We start from the raw sequence: 11,741 nt of genomic DNA, 5'->3' as shown, positions 1-11,741 counted from the left end.
AAACATTGAAACGTTCAGGGTAGAGGCTCCCCCGGAAACCCAGGAGAACCTGCATGCGAGCCTTGTTCGTCGGTGGCGTGGTCGACAACAGTGAAATGGACCTGGAAGGCAGCCATCCGCCCGTGCACTACCCCGAGGACACCGGCGGCGGCCACTCGCGCTACCGGCTGCATCAGATCGGTCATGGTGCCGACGGCAGCGTTGCCTACGCCGTCTATGGGGCACCGGACCTGGCCGATGACGAGGTGGCGAGGGTTGCAGAGGAGCGTGCGTACGCACGCCGATTCGAGGCGACGCCGACGTTGTTCGAGCACTGACACATCCGTAGCGCCCGAGCCCACGCTCGGGCGGCGGCAGAGCCGAGCGTGGGCTCGGCTCTACACCGGATCAAGGCGCCTTGGGTGGCAGGCGGTTGATACTGGCGATTTCATCCAGCCACACATGGTGCTGCTGCACCGGCGTGTCGTAGTCATCCAGGCGCAACTGGCCGTTGCTGCCTTCATCACCAGCGGCGTTGCGGTATTGCTGCACAGTTGGCCTCACCGCCACCGTGCCGAGCAGGCGGCGGCCATCGTGCAGAATCAGTTCCACCTGCGTTTCGCCATCCAGCTGCGGCAGCAGGGCTTCCAGGCGCGCGATCTGCGCCGGATCGGTGTGGATACGTGGAGCTATACGGGACATCGGCGACCTCCTGATTGCAGGGTCGCCGATCGGCCGTGAATGTTCAGTGCAGCGCGCTGTCCGCGCGCGGCACCTGCACCTTGCGCACGGCAGCCACCAGCTGCGCTACCGAGTACGGCTTGGCCACATGCTCCTGGAAGCCCGAGGCCAGCGCGCGGCGACGGTCGTCGGCACGCGCCAGTGCAGTCACCGCCACCGCAGGCAAGGTCGCCGCATCCACGCCCATGTCCTCGCGCAAGGTGCGCACCAGCCCATAGCCATCCATGCCCGGCATGCCGATGTCGGTCAGCAGCACGTGGTATTGCAGGTGGCCGGTGTCGGCCAGCAGTGCCAGCGCTTCGCCGGCCGAACTGGCCGCAGACACGCTGGCGCCCTGCTCTTCCAGCATGCGCCGCAGGTACTCCAGCACTTCCGGCTGGTCTTCCACCGCCAGCACATGCATGCCGCGCAGCGGATACGGCTCGACGATCACCGGCTCCAGGATCGGCCCGCTGATCACTTCGCGCAGCGGCCGCCGTTCGGCATCGGGAACGTGCTGGGGCAGGCGCACGGTGAAGGTCGCGCCGTGGCCGTGGCCCTCGCTGGCCGCAGTGACCGTGCCACCATGCAGTTCGACCAGCTGCTGCACGATCGCAAGGCCCAGGCCCAGGCCGCCATGGCGGCGGGTGGTGGTGCCGTCGGCCTGGCGGAAGCGGCTGAACAGATGATTGAGGAATTCGGGTGCGATGCCATCACCGCTGTCACGCACGGTGATCTCCCAGTAGTTGCCGTCAGCCCGCAGCTGCAGGTCGATGCGGCCTTCAGCCGGGGTGAACTTGATCGCGTTCGAGAGCAGGTTCCAGAACACCTGCTGCAGGCGCGTGGCGTCGCCCAGCACCAGGCTGGGTTGCGTGGGCAGCTGCAGGTGCACGTCCAGCGCCTTGCCTTCGGCCACCAGTTCCTGCGCGCCGATCGCCTCACCCAGCACCGCGCACAGGTCCAGCACTTCCACCTCCAGCTGCACCTTGCCCAGCAGCATGCTGCTGAGGTCGAGCATGTCCGAGATCAGCCGCTTCTGCGCACCGGCGCTGTTGGCGATCACGTTCAGGCCCTTGTACAGCGGACTGGTGTTGTCCACTCGCTGCAGAAGCAATTCGCTCCAGCCGAGGATGGTGGTCAACGGCGTACGCAGCTCATGCGACAGCGTGGCCAGGAATTCATCCTTCAGCCGCGCCATGTTTTCCGCAGCACTGCGCGCGGCACGCTCGGACTGCAGCAGTTCCTCGCGGGCCAGCTCGATCTCGCGGCGTTCGGTCACGTCCGGGCTGCTGCCGGCCAGGCCGATGAAGCGGCCCATGCGCGAGAAGCGCGGGCGGGCGTTCATCTCCAGCCAGCGCCACTGGCCATCGGCACGGCGTGCGCGCACCAGCGCATGCATCGAGCGCTGCGCCTTCAATGCTTCCTGCAGTTCGTACTCGAAGACCGATGCGTCGTCCGGATGCACCAGGCCGCGCCAGACGTCCTCCGGCACGCGCGTCTCGTCACCGCCGAAGAACTCGCTGAAGGCACTGTTGACGAAACGGGCATGGCCGCGCTCGTCCAAGACCCACACCGGCATCGGCAGGCCGTCGGCCAGCGCACTGAAGCGGGCTTCGCTTTCGCCCAGCTCCACTTCCATCTGCTTGCGTGCGGTGATGTCGAAGAACAGGATGCCGACCTTGTCCTCGCCCGGCCGGCCCACGCGCACCGCATCCACCGCGAACGAGCGGCCCAGCGCACGCGCCTCCATCTCGAACTGGGCCGGGCGGCCGCTGCGTGCGACCTCGCCATAGATGCGGAACCAGTCCTGCTCATGGCCGGGCTCCAGCGCCGTCATGCGCTTTCCACGCGCATCCTTCAGCCCGGTGTGGCGCTCGAAGGCATCGTTGACCTCGATGAAGCGGTAGTCGACCGCACGATCACCCTCGAACAGCACCTGGATCACGCAGAAACCGGCGTTGATGCGCTCAAGCACGCCATGATGCAGGTCGGGTTCGGGCGCCGGCACCGTCATCGGTGGGCGCTCCACGAGGGGCGGCAGTGTGGACAAGGGTGTCTGTGCAGGCCAGGTTGGAGGCACAGCATCTTCCAAAGGGCGTATTCACAGCGTCAAGCGCCGTCAGTCATGGTTGACGTCGATGAATTGGCGGCAACCGCTCTTGCAGACGACGCATGCGGCCATTGCCGATACCGGGAAGCAGGATCACACTCGATCTGTGATCAACATCGCCCCCATCGAGGGGACGCAGGAGACCGTGATGAAACGCTCACTCGCGATTGCCCTGTTGGCAGGCGCCCTGGCGGCGGGCGGCGCCAGCGCGGCCCCGCGCACCGTGACCGACCCGGAAGCTCCCCGCGCATTGCAGGCCGATGGCCCGGTCAGCGTGAAGTGGGACGATCCGGCCCAATTCACCGAGATCCGCCAGAGTACCAACCGCTTCGAAGCCGAGCGTGGCGACTGGGTGCAGCAGCTGGCACGCTACCTGCAGACCGCTGCCGCCAAACCGCTGCAACCGGGACAGACGCTTGATGTGACCCTGGTCGACATCAAGCGCGCCGGTGACTACGAGCCGTGGCACGGCCCGCGCGGCCGCGACATCCGGATCATGCGCGACATCTACCCACCGCGGATCAGCCTGCAGTACACGCTGAAGGACGCCAGCGGCCGCATCATCAGCGAGGGCGACGCGCGCCTGAGCGATACCGGCTACCTGCACAACATCGGCCTGAAGAGCGACAGCGATCCACTGCGCTACGAAAAGCGCCTGATCGACGACTGGGTGAAGCGGCAGCTGACAGCGCAGGCTACCGCAGCACGGTAGGCCCATCGGCAGGTATCGACCTTGGCCGACACGCATTCACAACGCCGACCAGGGTCGGCCGCTACTGAAGCCGAGCCTGCGCTCGGCTCTACACGTACACCTTCGCCACGCGCTTGACCGCGCACGGCAGCTGGTAGGCACTGACGCCACAGCGCGGCGCCAGCTCCGACAGCGTCGGCGCGGAGCCCCACAGCTCCACCACGCTGCCGATGCCGGCCTGCGGATGCGCGGTCAGGTCCACCGTCAACATGTCCATCGACACGCGCCCGATCAGCCCGCCGGGCTGGCCGTCGATCAGCACCGGGGTGCCATTCGGGGCGAACTGCGGGTAACCGTCGGCATAGCCAAGCGCGACCACGCCCACGCGGGTGCGCGCCTTGGCCACGAAGCGCGCGCCATATCCCACCGGTTCACCGGCTTCAATCCAGCGATCGGCGATCACCTTGGACTGCATCGTCATCACCGGGCGCAGTCGCGCGGTCAACGCGGTGTCATCCGGCAGCGGGTTGGCGCCGTACAGCATCAGGCCCGGGCGCACCCAATCGCTGCGCACCTCCGGCCAGCCCAGCAGCGCCGGCGAGTTGCACACGCTGGTCTCGCCCTCCAATCCATCAATGGCGCGCGCGAAGGTTGCGGCCTGCTCGCGGGTGCGCTCGCTGTCCAGTTCGTCGGCACGTGCCAGGTGGGTCATCAGCACGATGCGCTCGACCTGCGGCAGCGCCGACAGGCGTGCATGCGCCGCGCGGAAGCTGTCCACGTCCAGGCCGAGGCGGTGCATGCCGCTGTCCAGCTTCAGCCACACCGTCAACGGGCGCGGGCTGTCGAACGCCGCCAGTGCCTCCACTTGCCACGGCGAACCGACGGCGAACCAGAAGTCATGCTCGGCCACCAGCGCCATGTCGCTGGGCTCGAAGATGCCTTCCAGCAGCAGGATCGGCGCACGGATGCCGGCCTTGCGCAGCTCCAGTGCCTCTTCGATGGTGGCCACGCCGAATCCATCGGCCTCGCCCTCCAGCGCCTGCGCACAGCGCACCGCGCCATGCCCATAGGCATCGGCCTTGATGATCGCCAGGGCCTTGCCACCGCCCAGTTCACGGGCGAGCCGGTAGTTGCTGCGCAGGGCGTCCAGATCGATCAGCGCGCGGGCAGGACGCATGTGCGGTTCTCGAGTTGCGGCGCGTGACCGTACTGGCCGTAGCGGAAAATATCCAGGCCTTCGGTGCTGATCTGCGGCTGTCGCGCGCTCATCAGGTCGGCCAGGTAGCGGCCTGAGCCGCAGGCCATGGTCCAGCCCAGCGTGCCGTGTCCGGTGTTGAGGTACAGGTTGCGGAACGGCGTGGCGCCGATCACCGGCGTACCGTCCGGCGTAGCCGGGCGCAGGCCGGTCCAGAACTGCGCGCGCGACAGGTCGCCGCCCTTCGGATAGAGATCCCTGACCACCAGTTCCAGGGTCTCGCGGCGGCGCTGCGACAGCGACAGGTCGAAGCCGGCCACTTCGGCCATGCCACCGACACGGATGCGGTCGTCGAAGCGGGTCACCGCCACCTTGTAGCTCTCATCGAGGATGGTCGAGGTCGGCGCCATCGCCGGGTCGGTGATCGGCAGGGTCAGCGAATAGCCCTTCAGCGGGTACACCGGCAGGCGCATGCCCAGCGGTGCAACCAGCGCTGGCGAGTAGCTGCCAAGCGCAACCACGAAGCGGTCGGCGGTTTCCAGCTTGCCGTCGATGCGCACGCCGGTGATGCGGTCGCCATCGAATTCCAGGCCGGTGATGTCCTGGTCGAAGCGGAATTCGACGCCGGCATCCACGCACATCTGCGCCAGGCGGCGGGTGAACAGCTGGCAGTCGCCGGTCTGGTCACGCGGCAGGCGCAGCGCGCCGACCAGGCCATCGACGTGGGCCAGGGCCGGTTCGGCCTGGATGATGCCGGCCCGGTCCAGCACCTCGTACGGCACGCCGTACTGGGCCAGGATCTCGATGTCCTGCGCCGAGGCATCCAGCTGCTGCTGGGTGCGGAACAACTGGGTGGTGCCCAGGTCGCGGCCTTCGAATTCGATGCCGATCTGCGCGCGCAGCTCGTTCAGGCAGTCGCGGCTGTACTCGGACATGCGCACCATGCGCGCCTTGTTGATCGCATAACGCTCGTGGGTACAGTTGCGCAGCATCTGCCACAGCCAGCGGTACTGGGCCAGGTCCATGCCCGGCTTGATCGCCAGCGGCGCGTGTTTCTCGAACAGCCAGCCGATCGCCTTCTTCGGCACGCCCGGCGCCGCCCACGGCGAGGTGTAGCCGAATGACAGCTGGCCGGCATTGGCGAAGCTGGTCTCCAGCGCCGGGCCGGGCTGGCGGTCGATGACCGTGACTTCAAACCCGGCCTGTCGCAGGTACCAGGCACTGGTAGTGCCGATCACGCCGCTGCCGAGAACTAGGACTCGCATGGGACTTCTCCAACCCGATCATTCCCTGCACTGAAGCGTGCCGGGGCCATAATTGGGGAAGTATAGACAGCCAATACCAGTTGATTTGCCTGAATTGAAATCAACCGGCAGGATGTTCTCCTGCAATTCATTCCCCAAGGTTGACGGCCATGGCCACCCGTACCCGCGAACTGGACAAGATCGACCGCAAGATCCTGCGCATCCTGCAGGCCGAAGGCCGCATCTCCTTCACCGAGCTGGGCGAGCGGGTCGGCCTGTCGACCACCCCGTGCACCGAGCGGGTGCGCCGCCTGGAACGCGAAGGGGTAATCACCGGCTATCACGCCCACCTCGACCCGGCCGCGGTGAAGGCCAGCCTGCTGGTGTTCGTGGAGATCAGCCTGGCCTACAAGTCCGGCGACATCTTCGAGGAGTTCCGGCGCGCCGCGCTGAAGCTGCCCAACGTGCTGGAGTGCCACCTGGTGTCGGGCGACTTCGATTACCTGCTGAAAGCACGGATCAGTGAAATGGCTTCCTACCGCAAGCTGCTCGGCAGCACGTTGCTTACACTGCCGCATGTACGTGAGTCGAAGAGCTACATCGTGATGGAAGAGGTGAAGGAGACGCTGAGCCTGCCGATTCCGGATTGAGGCCGGCGATCAGGTCAGAGCCCGCAACGCGGGCTCCGACGCCGGATCCGTCAGCGTTGCTGCGGATGCTTCTGCGAGCGCTGCTCCTGCTGCTTGCCGCCCTTGTGCGGCGGCTGCGGCTCCATCTGTTGCTGTTGCTGTTGCTGCTGCGGGTTGCGGCCCTGCGGTTCCTTGCCGGGATGACGGTTCTGCTGGTTTTTCATGGTCGCGATCCAGTGGACGAAGGACATGCGGCGGCGGGATGCCGGCGCAGGGCCACGGTGGTCCCGGAACGGTTAATCGCAGGCGAAAAAGCAGTGATCGGCTGGATGCTGTTTTCGTGCGTTCAGCCCGCTCAGCGTCAGCCAGCAGCCAACCTTGGTGGCACCAGGACTCAGCGCTTGATCTGCTGCCCATCGCCGGCCGGCACGCTGTCGTAATAGCGGCCGGTGCGCGAATCGAACACGCGGTTCGGGCCGGCCGGGCGCACGCCCGGAACGATGCGGCCATTGCGGTCATAGACCTTGTCGGCCGGCTTCGGCACCGGCGTCGGCGCGACCCGGGCCGGACCGGTGGATCTGATCGGCTGCGCCGGCTGCGGCGACGGCAGCACCTGCGGTTGCGGGCGAGCGGCCTGTGGCGGTGGTGCCACGGGCTGCGGCGCCACGGTGGTCGCGCTGCGGGTCGCAGTCGGGTCGGCGGTCGGCACCTGCGCCAGCGCGACGATGGGCAACAGGGCCAGCAGCAGGGGAAGGATTGGTTTCATGGCACGCTCCGGCGTGGATCGCGTTCACCTTGCGCCCGCCCCTGTGTGCCGCCCATGAACGGCCATCACACTTGCAAGGTCGCGTCTTCACCCCCACGTTTTCCGCCATCCCCAGGCCATCGACCCCACGGAGCGCCGCCATGACCGCCTTCGACCTGACGCCCCCCACTGCCACCCAGACCGAGGCGCTGATCGCTGGCCTCAGCAGCGAGGAGCGCCGCGTGCTGCTGCAGCACGGCACCGAGGCGCCGTTCTGCGGCGTGTTCCTCGACAACAAGCGCGAGGGGGTCTACTGCTGCAGGCTGTGCGCGCTGCCACTGTTCCGCTCCAGCACCAAGTTCGATTCCGGCACCGGCTGGCCCAGCTTCTTCGCCCCGTTCGACCCGGCGCACGTGCGCGAGATCCGTGATACCAGCCACGGCATGGTGCGCACCGAGATCACCTGCGCGCGCTGCGGCAGCCACCTGGGCCACGTGTTCCCGGATGGTCCGCCGCCCACCTACGAGCGCCACTGCCTGAACTCCGTCTCACTTTCGTTCACCGGCAATGGCGAGCCCTGGCCCGATCCGTTGCAGCGTGGCGGCGCAGAAAGCGGCGTGGCGGGCTGAAACACCCCGCTGACCGATTTCACAGAATTCCCTCTTCAGAAAACCGGGCGACGGGCCGACAAGGAGATATCCCCTCTCCTTGCGTCGCCCCATGCTCATCATCGTTGGATTCCTGGTCGTCATCATCAGCGTGATCGGGGGCTACCTCGGTGCCCACGGCCGCCTGGGTGCCCTCTGGCAGCCCTATGAGCTGGTCATCATCGGCGGCGCCGCGCTCGGCGCCTTCCTGGTCGGTACCCCGGCCAAGACGGTCAAGCAGACCCTGCAGGCCATGGTGGGTGTGTTCAAGGGCCCGCGCTACAAGCAGCAGGACTACATCGATGTGCTCAGCCTGCTCTATGAACTGCTCAACAAGGCCCGCCGCGAAGGCTTCATGGCGTTGGAAGACCATGTCGAGCGCCCGGCCGAAAGCGCGCTGTTCGGCAACTACCCCAAGGTGCAGGCCGACCACCACCTGATCGATTTCATCACCGACTGCCTGCGCCTGATGATCGGCAGCAACATCGAGCCGCATGAGCTGGAGCCGCTGCTGGAACTGGAGCTGGAAAAGCACCACGCCGAGGCCATGGCGCCCTCACAGGTGCTGACCAAGGTCGCCGACGGGCTGCCCGGTTTCGGCATCGTGGCCGCGGTGCTGGGCATCGTCATCACCATGGGCTCGATCGGTGGCGACATCGTCGAGGTCGGTGGCCACGTGGCCGGTGCGCTGGTCGGCACCTTCCTCGGCATCCTGCTGGGCTACGGCTTCGTCGGCCCGATGGCAGCCGCGATGGAAGCGCGCGCCGAGCAGGACAGCCGCATCTACGAATCGGTCAAGACCGCCCTGCTGGCCTGCCTGCGCGGTTACAACCCGAAGATCGCGCTGGAGTTCGCCCGCAAGACGCTGCCGTCGAACGTGCGCCCGGCCTTCTCCGATTTCGAGCAGCACCTGAAGACGGTCAAGTAAGCCATGGCCGAGACCAAGCCCACCGTCATCGTCCGCCGGGTCAGGAAGGCCGGCCACGCCGCCCATCATGGTGGTTCGTGGAAGGTGGCCTATGCCGACTTCGTGACCGCGATGATGGCGTTCTTCCTGGTGCTGTGGCTGATGGCCACCACCAACAAGAACGACCGTGCGGCCATTTCCGAGTACTTCCGCAACCCCAGCCCGTTGAGCGGTCAGAGCGCCACGCCGGCGCCCGGCATGGCCGGCCCGGGCGGCGCCAGCACCTCGATGATCAAGCTGGGCGGTGCCACCGACATTTCGCGTGGCAACAGCAACGACCCGTTCCAGAACCAGAAGGAAGCGGTACCGCAGCCGGTGGACCAGCAGCAGCGCGACAAGCAGCAGCTGGAAACACTGATGAAGGAGCTGCAGGAAGCGATCAGCAGGAGCCAGGCCCTGGAGCCGTTCAAGGACCAGCTGCTGCTGGACCTGACCCCGGAGGGCCTGCGCATCCAGATCGTGGACAAGCAGAACCGGCCGATGTTCGACCTCGGCAGCGCCACGCTGAAACCGTACACGCAGCAGATCCTGCACGAGCTGGCCGAGTACCTGAACCACGTGCCGAACCGGATCAGCCTGACCGGCCACACCGACATCACCGCCTATTCGGCTGCGCGTGGCTACGGCAACTGGGAACTGAGCGCCGACCGCGCCAACGCTGCACGCCGTGCACTGGTGGACGGCGGCCTGGAGGACAGCAAGATCACCCGCGTGGTCGGCCTGTCTTCATCGGTGCTGTTCGACAAGGCCGACCCGCAGAACCCGATCAACCGCCGCATCAGCATCGTGGTGATGACCCAGGCCGCCGAAGCGGCCGCCTTGGCCGGTGCCGGTCCGCAGGTGGGGCTGTCGGCGCCGACCGCCGACCCGGACGTGCAGGCCGCGCAGGGGCCGGCAAAGTAAACGGCAGGTGCGGACCCTGGTCCGCACCTGCCAGGGGCATCACCCCGCACACCCGCTACAATGGTGGTCTTTCCGTTTCCAGGTGACCCCACCCCATGTCCCAGTCCTCCAAGGCCAAGCGTGACAAGCGCAAGAAGCAGCAGGGCAAGCGCCCGTTCCTGCGCCTGAATGCCCAGCAGCAGGTGCAGAACCATGCCGTGCTGACCAACGAAGACGGCCAGGTGGTGGCGGCCATCGGCCTGCAGGGCCGTGAATGGCTGCTGGCCATCGGCGGCCAGACCATGGGCAACGCCGAGAACCCGGTGCCGATGCTGGCCATGCTCAAGCACCTGGCCAACGTGCAGGAGAAGGAAGGCCGCAAGGTCAACCTGGAGTACTCCGAACTGCTGCAGAAGCTGCTGGACACCCTGGCCGCCGAATCCGGCCAGACCGCTGACGAGTACCTGGACAAGCTGGTGTCCGAGTTCGAGACCGTGGAAGCCGAAGAAGGCGAAGAAGCCGCTGAGGCCGCCGAAGGCGATGTGGTTGAAGCTGCTGCCGACGCCGAGGCCACCCCGGCCGCTGACAGCGACAGCAAGCCGCAGGCCTGAACCGGCCGCGGCGGTGACGGTCTACGTCGATGACGCGGTGCATCCCTGGCGCGGACAGCGCTGGGCGCACCTGATGGCCGACACCCTGGCCGAGCTGCACGCGATGGCGGCGCAGCTCGGCATCCCCCCGCGGGCCTTCCAGAACAAGGCCAGCGGTGCCCATTACGATGTCACGGTCGAGCTGCGCGCGCAGGCGATCGCGCTTGGCGCGCGAGCGATTTCCCGGCACACCGAGCGCGAACTGGTCAAGGCGGTGATCGCCAACGCCCGGGCGCAATACCGGCCATAGGCTCGGCTGCCGTTTGCCTCCTGTAGAGCCGGGCCGATGCTCGGCTGCTGTTCGCGGACTGCAGCCGAGCGCGGGCTCGGCTCTACATGCGCAGCGCTGCCTGCCCGCTCAGAACGGGTCGCTGCCCAGCCGGATTTCCACGTTCAGCAGCGAGCACAGCGCCAGCATCGCGTCGTCGTCACGGGTCAGCGCCATCACGCCGGTGAAGCCGTCGCTGCCGGCATCCACGCTCCACAGCGTGTAGTTGTGCTCGCGCAGGCGGTCGAAGGCGGTGGCCATCAGCTGCACGCCGTCCAGGCCTTCGGCAAAGTCCTCGTCGTCCAGGTCGCCACCCCAGTCCAGCTGCAGGTTGAAGCGCGCCGACAGCTCGTTGACCGCCGACTGCAGCGATTCCAGGTCGTCGCGCTCCACATCGAAACCGGACTGCCAGGCGATGGCGGTGAACAGCGCCGGCAGCCAGTCGCTGTCCGCTTCCAGCGGCTGCCCGTCCTCGGACAGGTGCTCGCGCCAGCGGTTGAACTGCTGCAGGGCCAACTCTTCGTCGCCCGGGTTGATCAGCACCAGCAGGTTCCAGACCCGCGCCTCGAATCCATCCTCGTCGAAGTCGTGGATGTCTTCCTCGAAGTCGAAATAGTCGCTGTTGTCGGGCATGGCGGAACGTCCTCTGGGGCAGGCCGGCATTCTACGGTTTATCCTGTGCCGCTGAAGCCGGCCTTGGTGGCCGTCACTGTGAATGAAGCGATGAGCGATACCCCTCCCGACCACCTGGCGATCAACCCGGCCAGCCCCTTCCATGATGCGCAGGCGCTGGAGCGCGGCGTCGGCGTGCGTTTCAACGACGTCGAGCGCGACAACGTCGAGGAATACTCGGTCAGCGAAGGCTGGATCCGCGTGCAGGCCGGCAAGGCCCGCGACCGCCGCGGCAACCCGATGACGATCAAGGTCAAGGGCAAGGTCGAGGTGTATTTCCTGGACCAGAAGCCGGAATAACCGGCACCGGCATGTAGAGCCGAGCCTGTGCTCGGCTGCTTT

Annotated in this window: 16 protein-coding genes; 9 read left to right on the top strand and 7 right to left on the bottom strand. The window is 66.9% G+C overall.

All coding sequences use genetic code 11. From position 1 onward, the window contains the following. Positions 1-53: 53 nt before the first annotated feature. The gene (locus A7X97_RS13985) at positions 54-317 is read left to right on the top strand and encodes a hypothetical protein (protein ID WP_005415125.1); all 264 of its coding nucleotides are present in this window, start codon (positions 54-56) and stop codon (positions 315-317) included. 70 nt (positions 318-387) lie between these two features. Here the strand turns inward: A7X97_RS13985 and A7X97_RS13980 are convergent, their stop codons facing one another. Continuing rightward, positions 388-681 carry a DUF3247 family protein gene (locus A7X97_RS13980; RefSeq protein ID WP_019660923.1) on the bottom strand — a complete coding sequence of 98 codons (294 nt, stop codon included), beginning with the start codon at positions 679-681 and terminating at the stop codon, positions 388-390. A 43-nt stretch (positions 682-724) separates the two neighbouring features. Further along, the gene (locus tag A7X97_RS13975) at positions 725-2,713 is read right to left on the bottom strand and encodes a hybrid sensor histidine kinase/response regulator (RefSeq protein ID WP_005415123.1); all 1,989 of its coding nucleotides are present in this window, start codon (positions 2,711-2,713) and stop codon (positions 725-727) included. 244 nt (positions 2,714-2,957) lie between these two features. On the opposite strand from A7X97_RS13975, the gene A7X97_RS13970 reads away from it, so the two are divergent. After that, a complete protein-coding gene (locus A7X97_RS13970) occupies positions 2,958-3,521 on the top strand; it encodes a DUF3016 domain-containing protein (protein ID WP_111008080.1) in 564 nt (187 codons plus the stop codon). Positions 3,522-3,609: 88 nt separating this feature from the next. Here the strand turns inward: A7X97_RS13970 and alr are convergent, their stop codons facing one another. Together alr and A7X97_RS13960 are read right to left on the bottom strand one after the other, a co-directional pair. After that, the gene (alr, locus tag A7X97_RS13965; RefSeq protein ID WP_061478637.1) at positions 3,610-4,677 is read right to left on the bottom strand and encodes an alanine racemase; all 1,068 of its coding nucleotides are present in this window, start codon (positions 4,675-4,677) and stop codon (positions 3,610-3,612) included. Then, a complete protein-coding gene (locus tag A7X97_RS13960; RefSeq protein ID WP_111008072.1) occupies positions 4,656-5,960 on the bottom strand; it encodes a D-amino acid dehydrogenase in 1,305 nt (434 codons plus the stop codon). Before A7X97_RS13960 ends, alr begins: the two co-directional genes overlap by 22 nt. 149 nt (positions 5,961-6,109) lie before the next feature. Between A7X97_RS13960 and A7X97_RS13955 the strand changes: the two genes are divergently transcribed. After that, positions 6,110-6,589 carry a winged helix-turn-helix transcriptional regulator gene (locus A7X97_RS13955; RefSeq protein WP_005407919.1) on the top strand — a complete coding sequence of 160 codons (480 nt, stop codon included), beginning with the start codon at positions 6,110-6,112 and terminating at the stop codon, positions 6,587-6,589. Between the two features lie 50 nt (positions 6,590-6,639). On the opposite strand, the gene A7X97_RS13950 is transcribed toward A7X97_RS13955, so the two are convergent. Both A7X97_RS13950 and A7X97_RS13945 read right to left on the bottom strand, forming a co-directional pair. After that, a complete protein-coding gene (locus tag A7X97_RS13950) occupies positions 6,640-6,819 on the bottom strand; it encodes a lana protein (RefSeq protein WP_072167733.1) in 180 nt (59 codons plus the stop codon). Between the two features lie 143 nt (positions 6,820-6,962). Further along, on the bottom strand, positions 6,963-7,334 hold the full coding sequence (locus A7X97_RS13945; RefSeq protein WP_053498066.1) for a hypothetical protein: 372 nt from the start codon (positions 7,332-7,334) through the stop codon (positions 6,963-6,965). Positions 7,335-7,474: 140 nt separating this feature from the next. Between A7X97_RS13945 and msrB the strand changes: the two genes are divergently transcribed. The 5 genes from msrB (at position 7,475) to A7X97_RS13920 (ending at position 10,709) form a co-directional block, all read left to right on the top strand. Next, a complete protein-coding gene (gene msrB, locus A7X97_RS13940) occupies positions 7,475-7,942 on the top strand; it encodes a peptide-methionine (R)-S-oxide reductase MsrB (protein WP_005415117.1) in 468 nt (155 codons plus the stop codon). 91 nt (positions 7,943-8,033) lie between these two features. After that, entirely contained in the window at positions 8,034-8,888 is an 855-nt protein-coding gene (gene motA, locus A7X97_RS13935) for a flagellar motor stator protein MotA (protein WP_005407915.1), read from the top strand. A 3-nt stretch (positions 8,889-8,891) separates the two neighbouring features. Continuing rightward, the gene (gene motB / locus A7X97_RS13930) at positions 8,892-9,830 is read left to right on the top strand and encodes a flagellar motor protein MotB (protein ID WP_111008071.1); all 939 of its coding nucleotides are present in this window, start codon (positions 8,892-8,894) and stop codon (positions 9,828-9,830) included. A 95-nt stretch (positions 9,831-9,925) separates the two neighbouring features. After that, positions 9,926-10,420 carry a hypothetical protein gene (locus tag A7X97_RS13925; RefSeq protein ID WP_072167729.1) on the top strand — a complete coding sequence of 165 codons (495 nt, stop codon included), beginning with the start codon at positions 9,926-9,928 and terminating at the stop codon, positions 10,418-10,420. A gap of 13 nt (positions 10,421-10,433) precedes the next feature. Then, positions 10,434-10,709, top strand: a complete 276-nt coding sequence (locus tag A7X97_RS13920) for a DUF4031 domain-containing protein (protein WP_061478631.1) — start codon at positions 10,434-10,436, stop codon at positions 10,707-10,709. Between the two features lie 108 nt (positions 10,710-10,817). On the opposite strand, the gene A7X97_RS13915 is transcribed toward A7X97_RS13920, so the two are convergent. Then, complete coding sequence (locus A7X97_RS13915) at positions 10,818-11,360, bottom strand: DUF6630 family protein (RefSeq protein WP_061478630.1); 543 nt, start codon at positions 11,358-11,360, stop codon at positions 10,818-10,820. 90 nt (positions 11,361-11,450) lie between these two features. Between A7X97_RS13915 and A7X97_RS13910 the strand changes: the two genes are divergently transcribed. Next, positions 11,451-11,699 carry a DUF3297 family protein gene (locus tag A7X97_RS13910; protein ID WP_005415112.1) on the top strand — a complete coding sequence of 83 codons (249 nt, stop codon included), beginning with the start codon at positions 11,451-11,453 and terminating at the stop codon, positions 11,697-11,699. The last annotated feature ends 42 nt before the right edge of the window (positions 11,700-11,741 follow it).

Origin of the sequence: Stenotrophomonas sepilia (genome assembly GCF_003244875.1) — a bacterium.
Lineage (GTDB): Bacteria > Pseudomonadota > Gammaproteobacteria > Xanthomonadales > Xanthomonadaceae > Stenotrophomonas > Stenotrophomonas sepilia.
This window is presented reverse-complemented; position numbering and strand designations above follow the sequence as displayed.

What these genes read in the sequence shown, in the direction of transcription:
- msrB (WP_005415117.1), top strand. Translation starts at nt 7,475, where the DNA reads ATGACCGCCTTCGACCTGACGCCCCCCACTGCCACCCAGACCGAGGCG.
- A7X97_RS13925 (WP_072167729.1), top strand. Translation starts at nt 9,926, where the DNA reads ATGTCCCAGTCCTCCAAGGCCAAGCGTGACAAGCGCAAGAAGCAGCAG.
- motA (WP_005407915.1), top strand. Translation starts at nt 8,034, where the DNA reads ATGCTCATCATCGTTGGATTCCTGGTCGTCATCATCAGCGTGATCGGG.
- motB (WP_111008071.1), top strand. Translation starts at nt 8,892, where the DNA reads ATGGCCGAGACCAAGCCCACCGTCATCGTCCGCCGGGTCAGGAAGGCC.
- A7X97_RS13975 (WP_005415123.1), bottom strand. Translation starts at nt 2,713, where the DNA reads ATGACGGTGCCGGCGCCCGAACCCGACCTGCATCATGGCGTGCTTGAG.
- A7X97_RS13955 (WP_005407919.1), top strand. Translation starts at nt 6,110, where the DNA reads ATGGCCACCCGTACCCGCGAACTGGACAAGATCGACCGCAAGATCCTG.
- A7X97_RS13910 (WP_005415112.1), top strand. Translation starts at nt 11,451, where the DNA reads ATGAGCGATACCCCTCCCGACCACCTGGCGATCAACCCGGCCAGCCCC.
- A7X97_RS13915 (WP_061478630.1), bottom strand. Translation starts at nt 11,360, where the DNA reads ATGCCCGACAACAGCGACTATTTCGACTTCGAGGAAGACATCCACGAC.
- A7X97_RS13945 (WP_053498066.1), bottom strand. Translation starts at nt 7,334, where the DNA reads ATGAAACCAATCCTTCCCCTGCTGCTGGCCCTGTTGCCCATCGTCGCG.
- A7X97_RS13985 (WP_005415125.1), top strand. Translation starts at nt 54, where the DNA reads ATGCGAGCCTTGTTCGTCGGTGGCGTGGTCGACAACAGTGAAATGGAC.
- A7X97_RS13980 (WP_019660923.1), bottom strand. Translation starts at nt 681, where the DNA reads ATGTCCCGTATAGCTCCACGTATCCACACCGATCCGGCGCAGATCGCG.
- A7X97_RS13970 (WP_111008080.1), top strand. Translation starts at nt 2,958, where the DNA reads ATGAAACGCTCACTCGCGATTGCCCTGTTGGCAGGCGCCCTGGCGGCG.
- alr (WP_061478637.1), bottom strand. Translation starts at nt 4,677, where the DNA reads ATGCGTCCTGCCCGCGCGCTGATCGATCTGGACGCCCTGCGCAGCAAC.
- A7X97_RS13960 (WP_111008072.1), bottom strand. Translation starts at nt 5,960, where the DNA reads ATGCGAGTCCTAGTTCTCGGCAGCGGCGTGATCGGCACTACCAGTGCC.
- A7X97_RS13950 (WP_072167733.1), bottom strand. Translation starts at nt 6,819, where the DNA reads ATGTCCTTCGTCCACTGGATCGCGACCATGAAAAACCAGCAGAACCGT.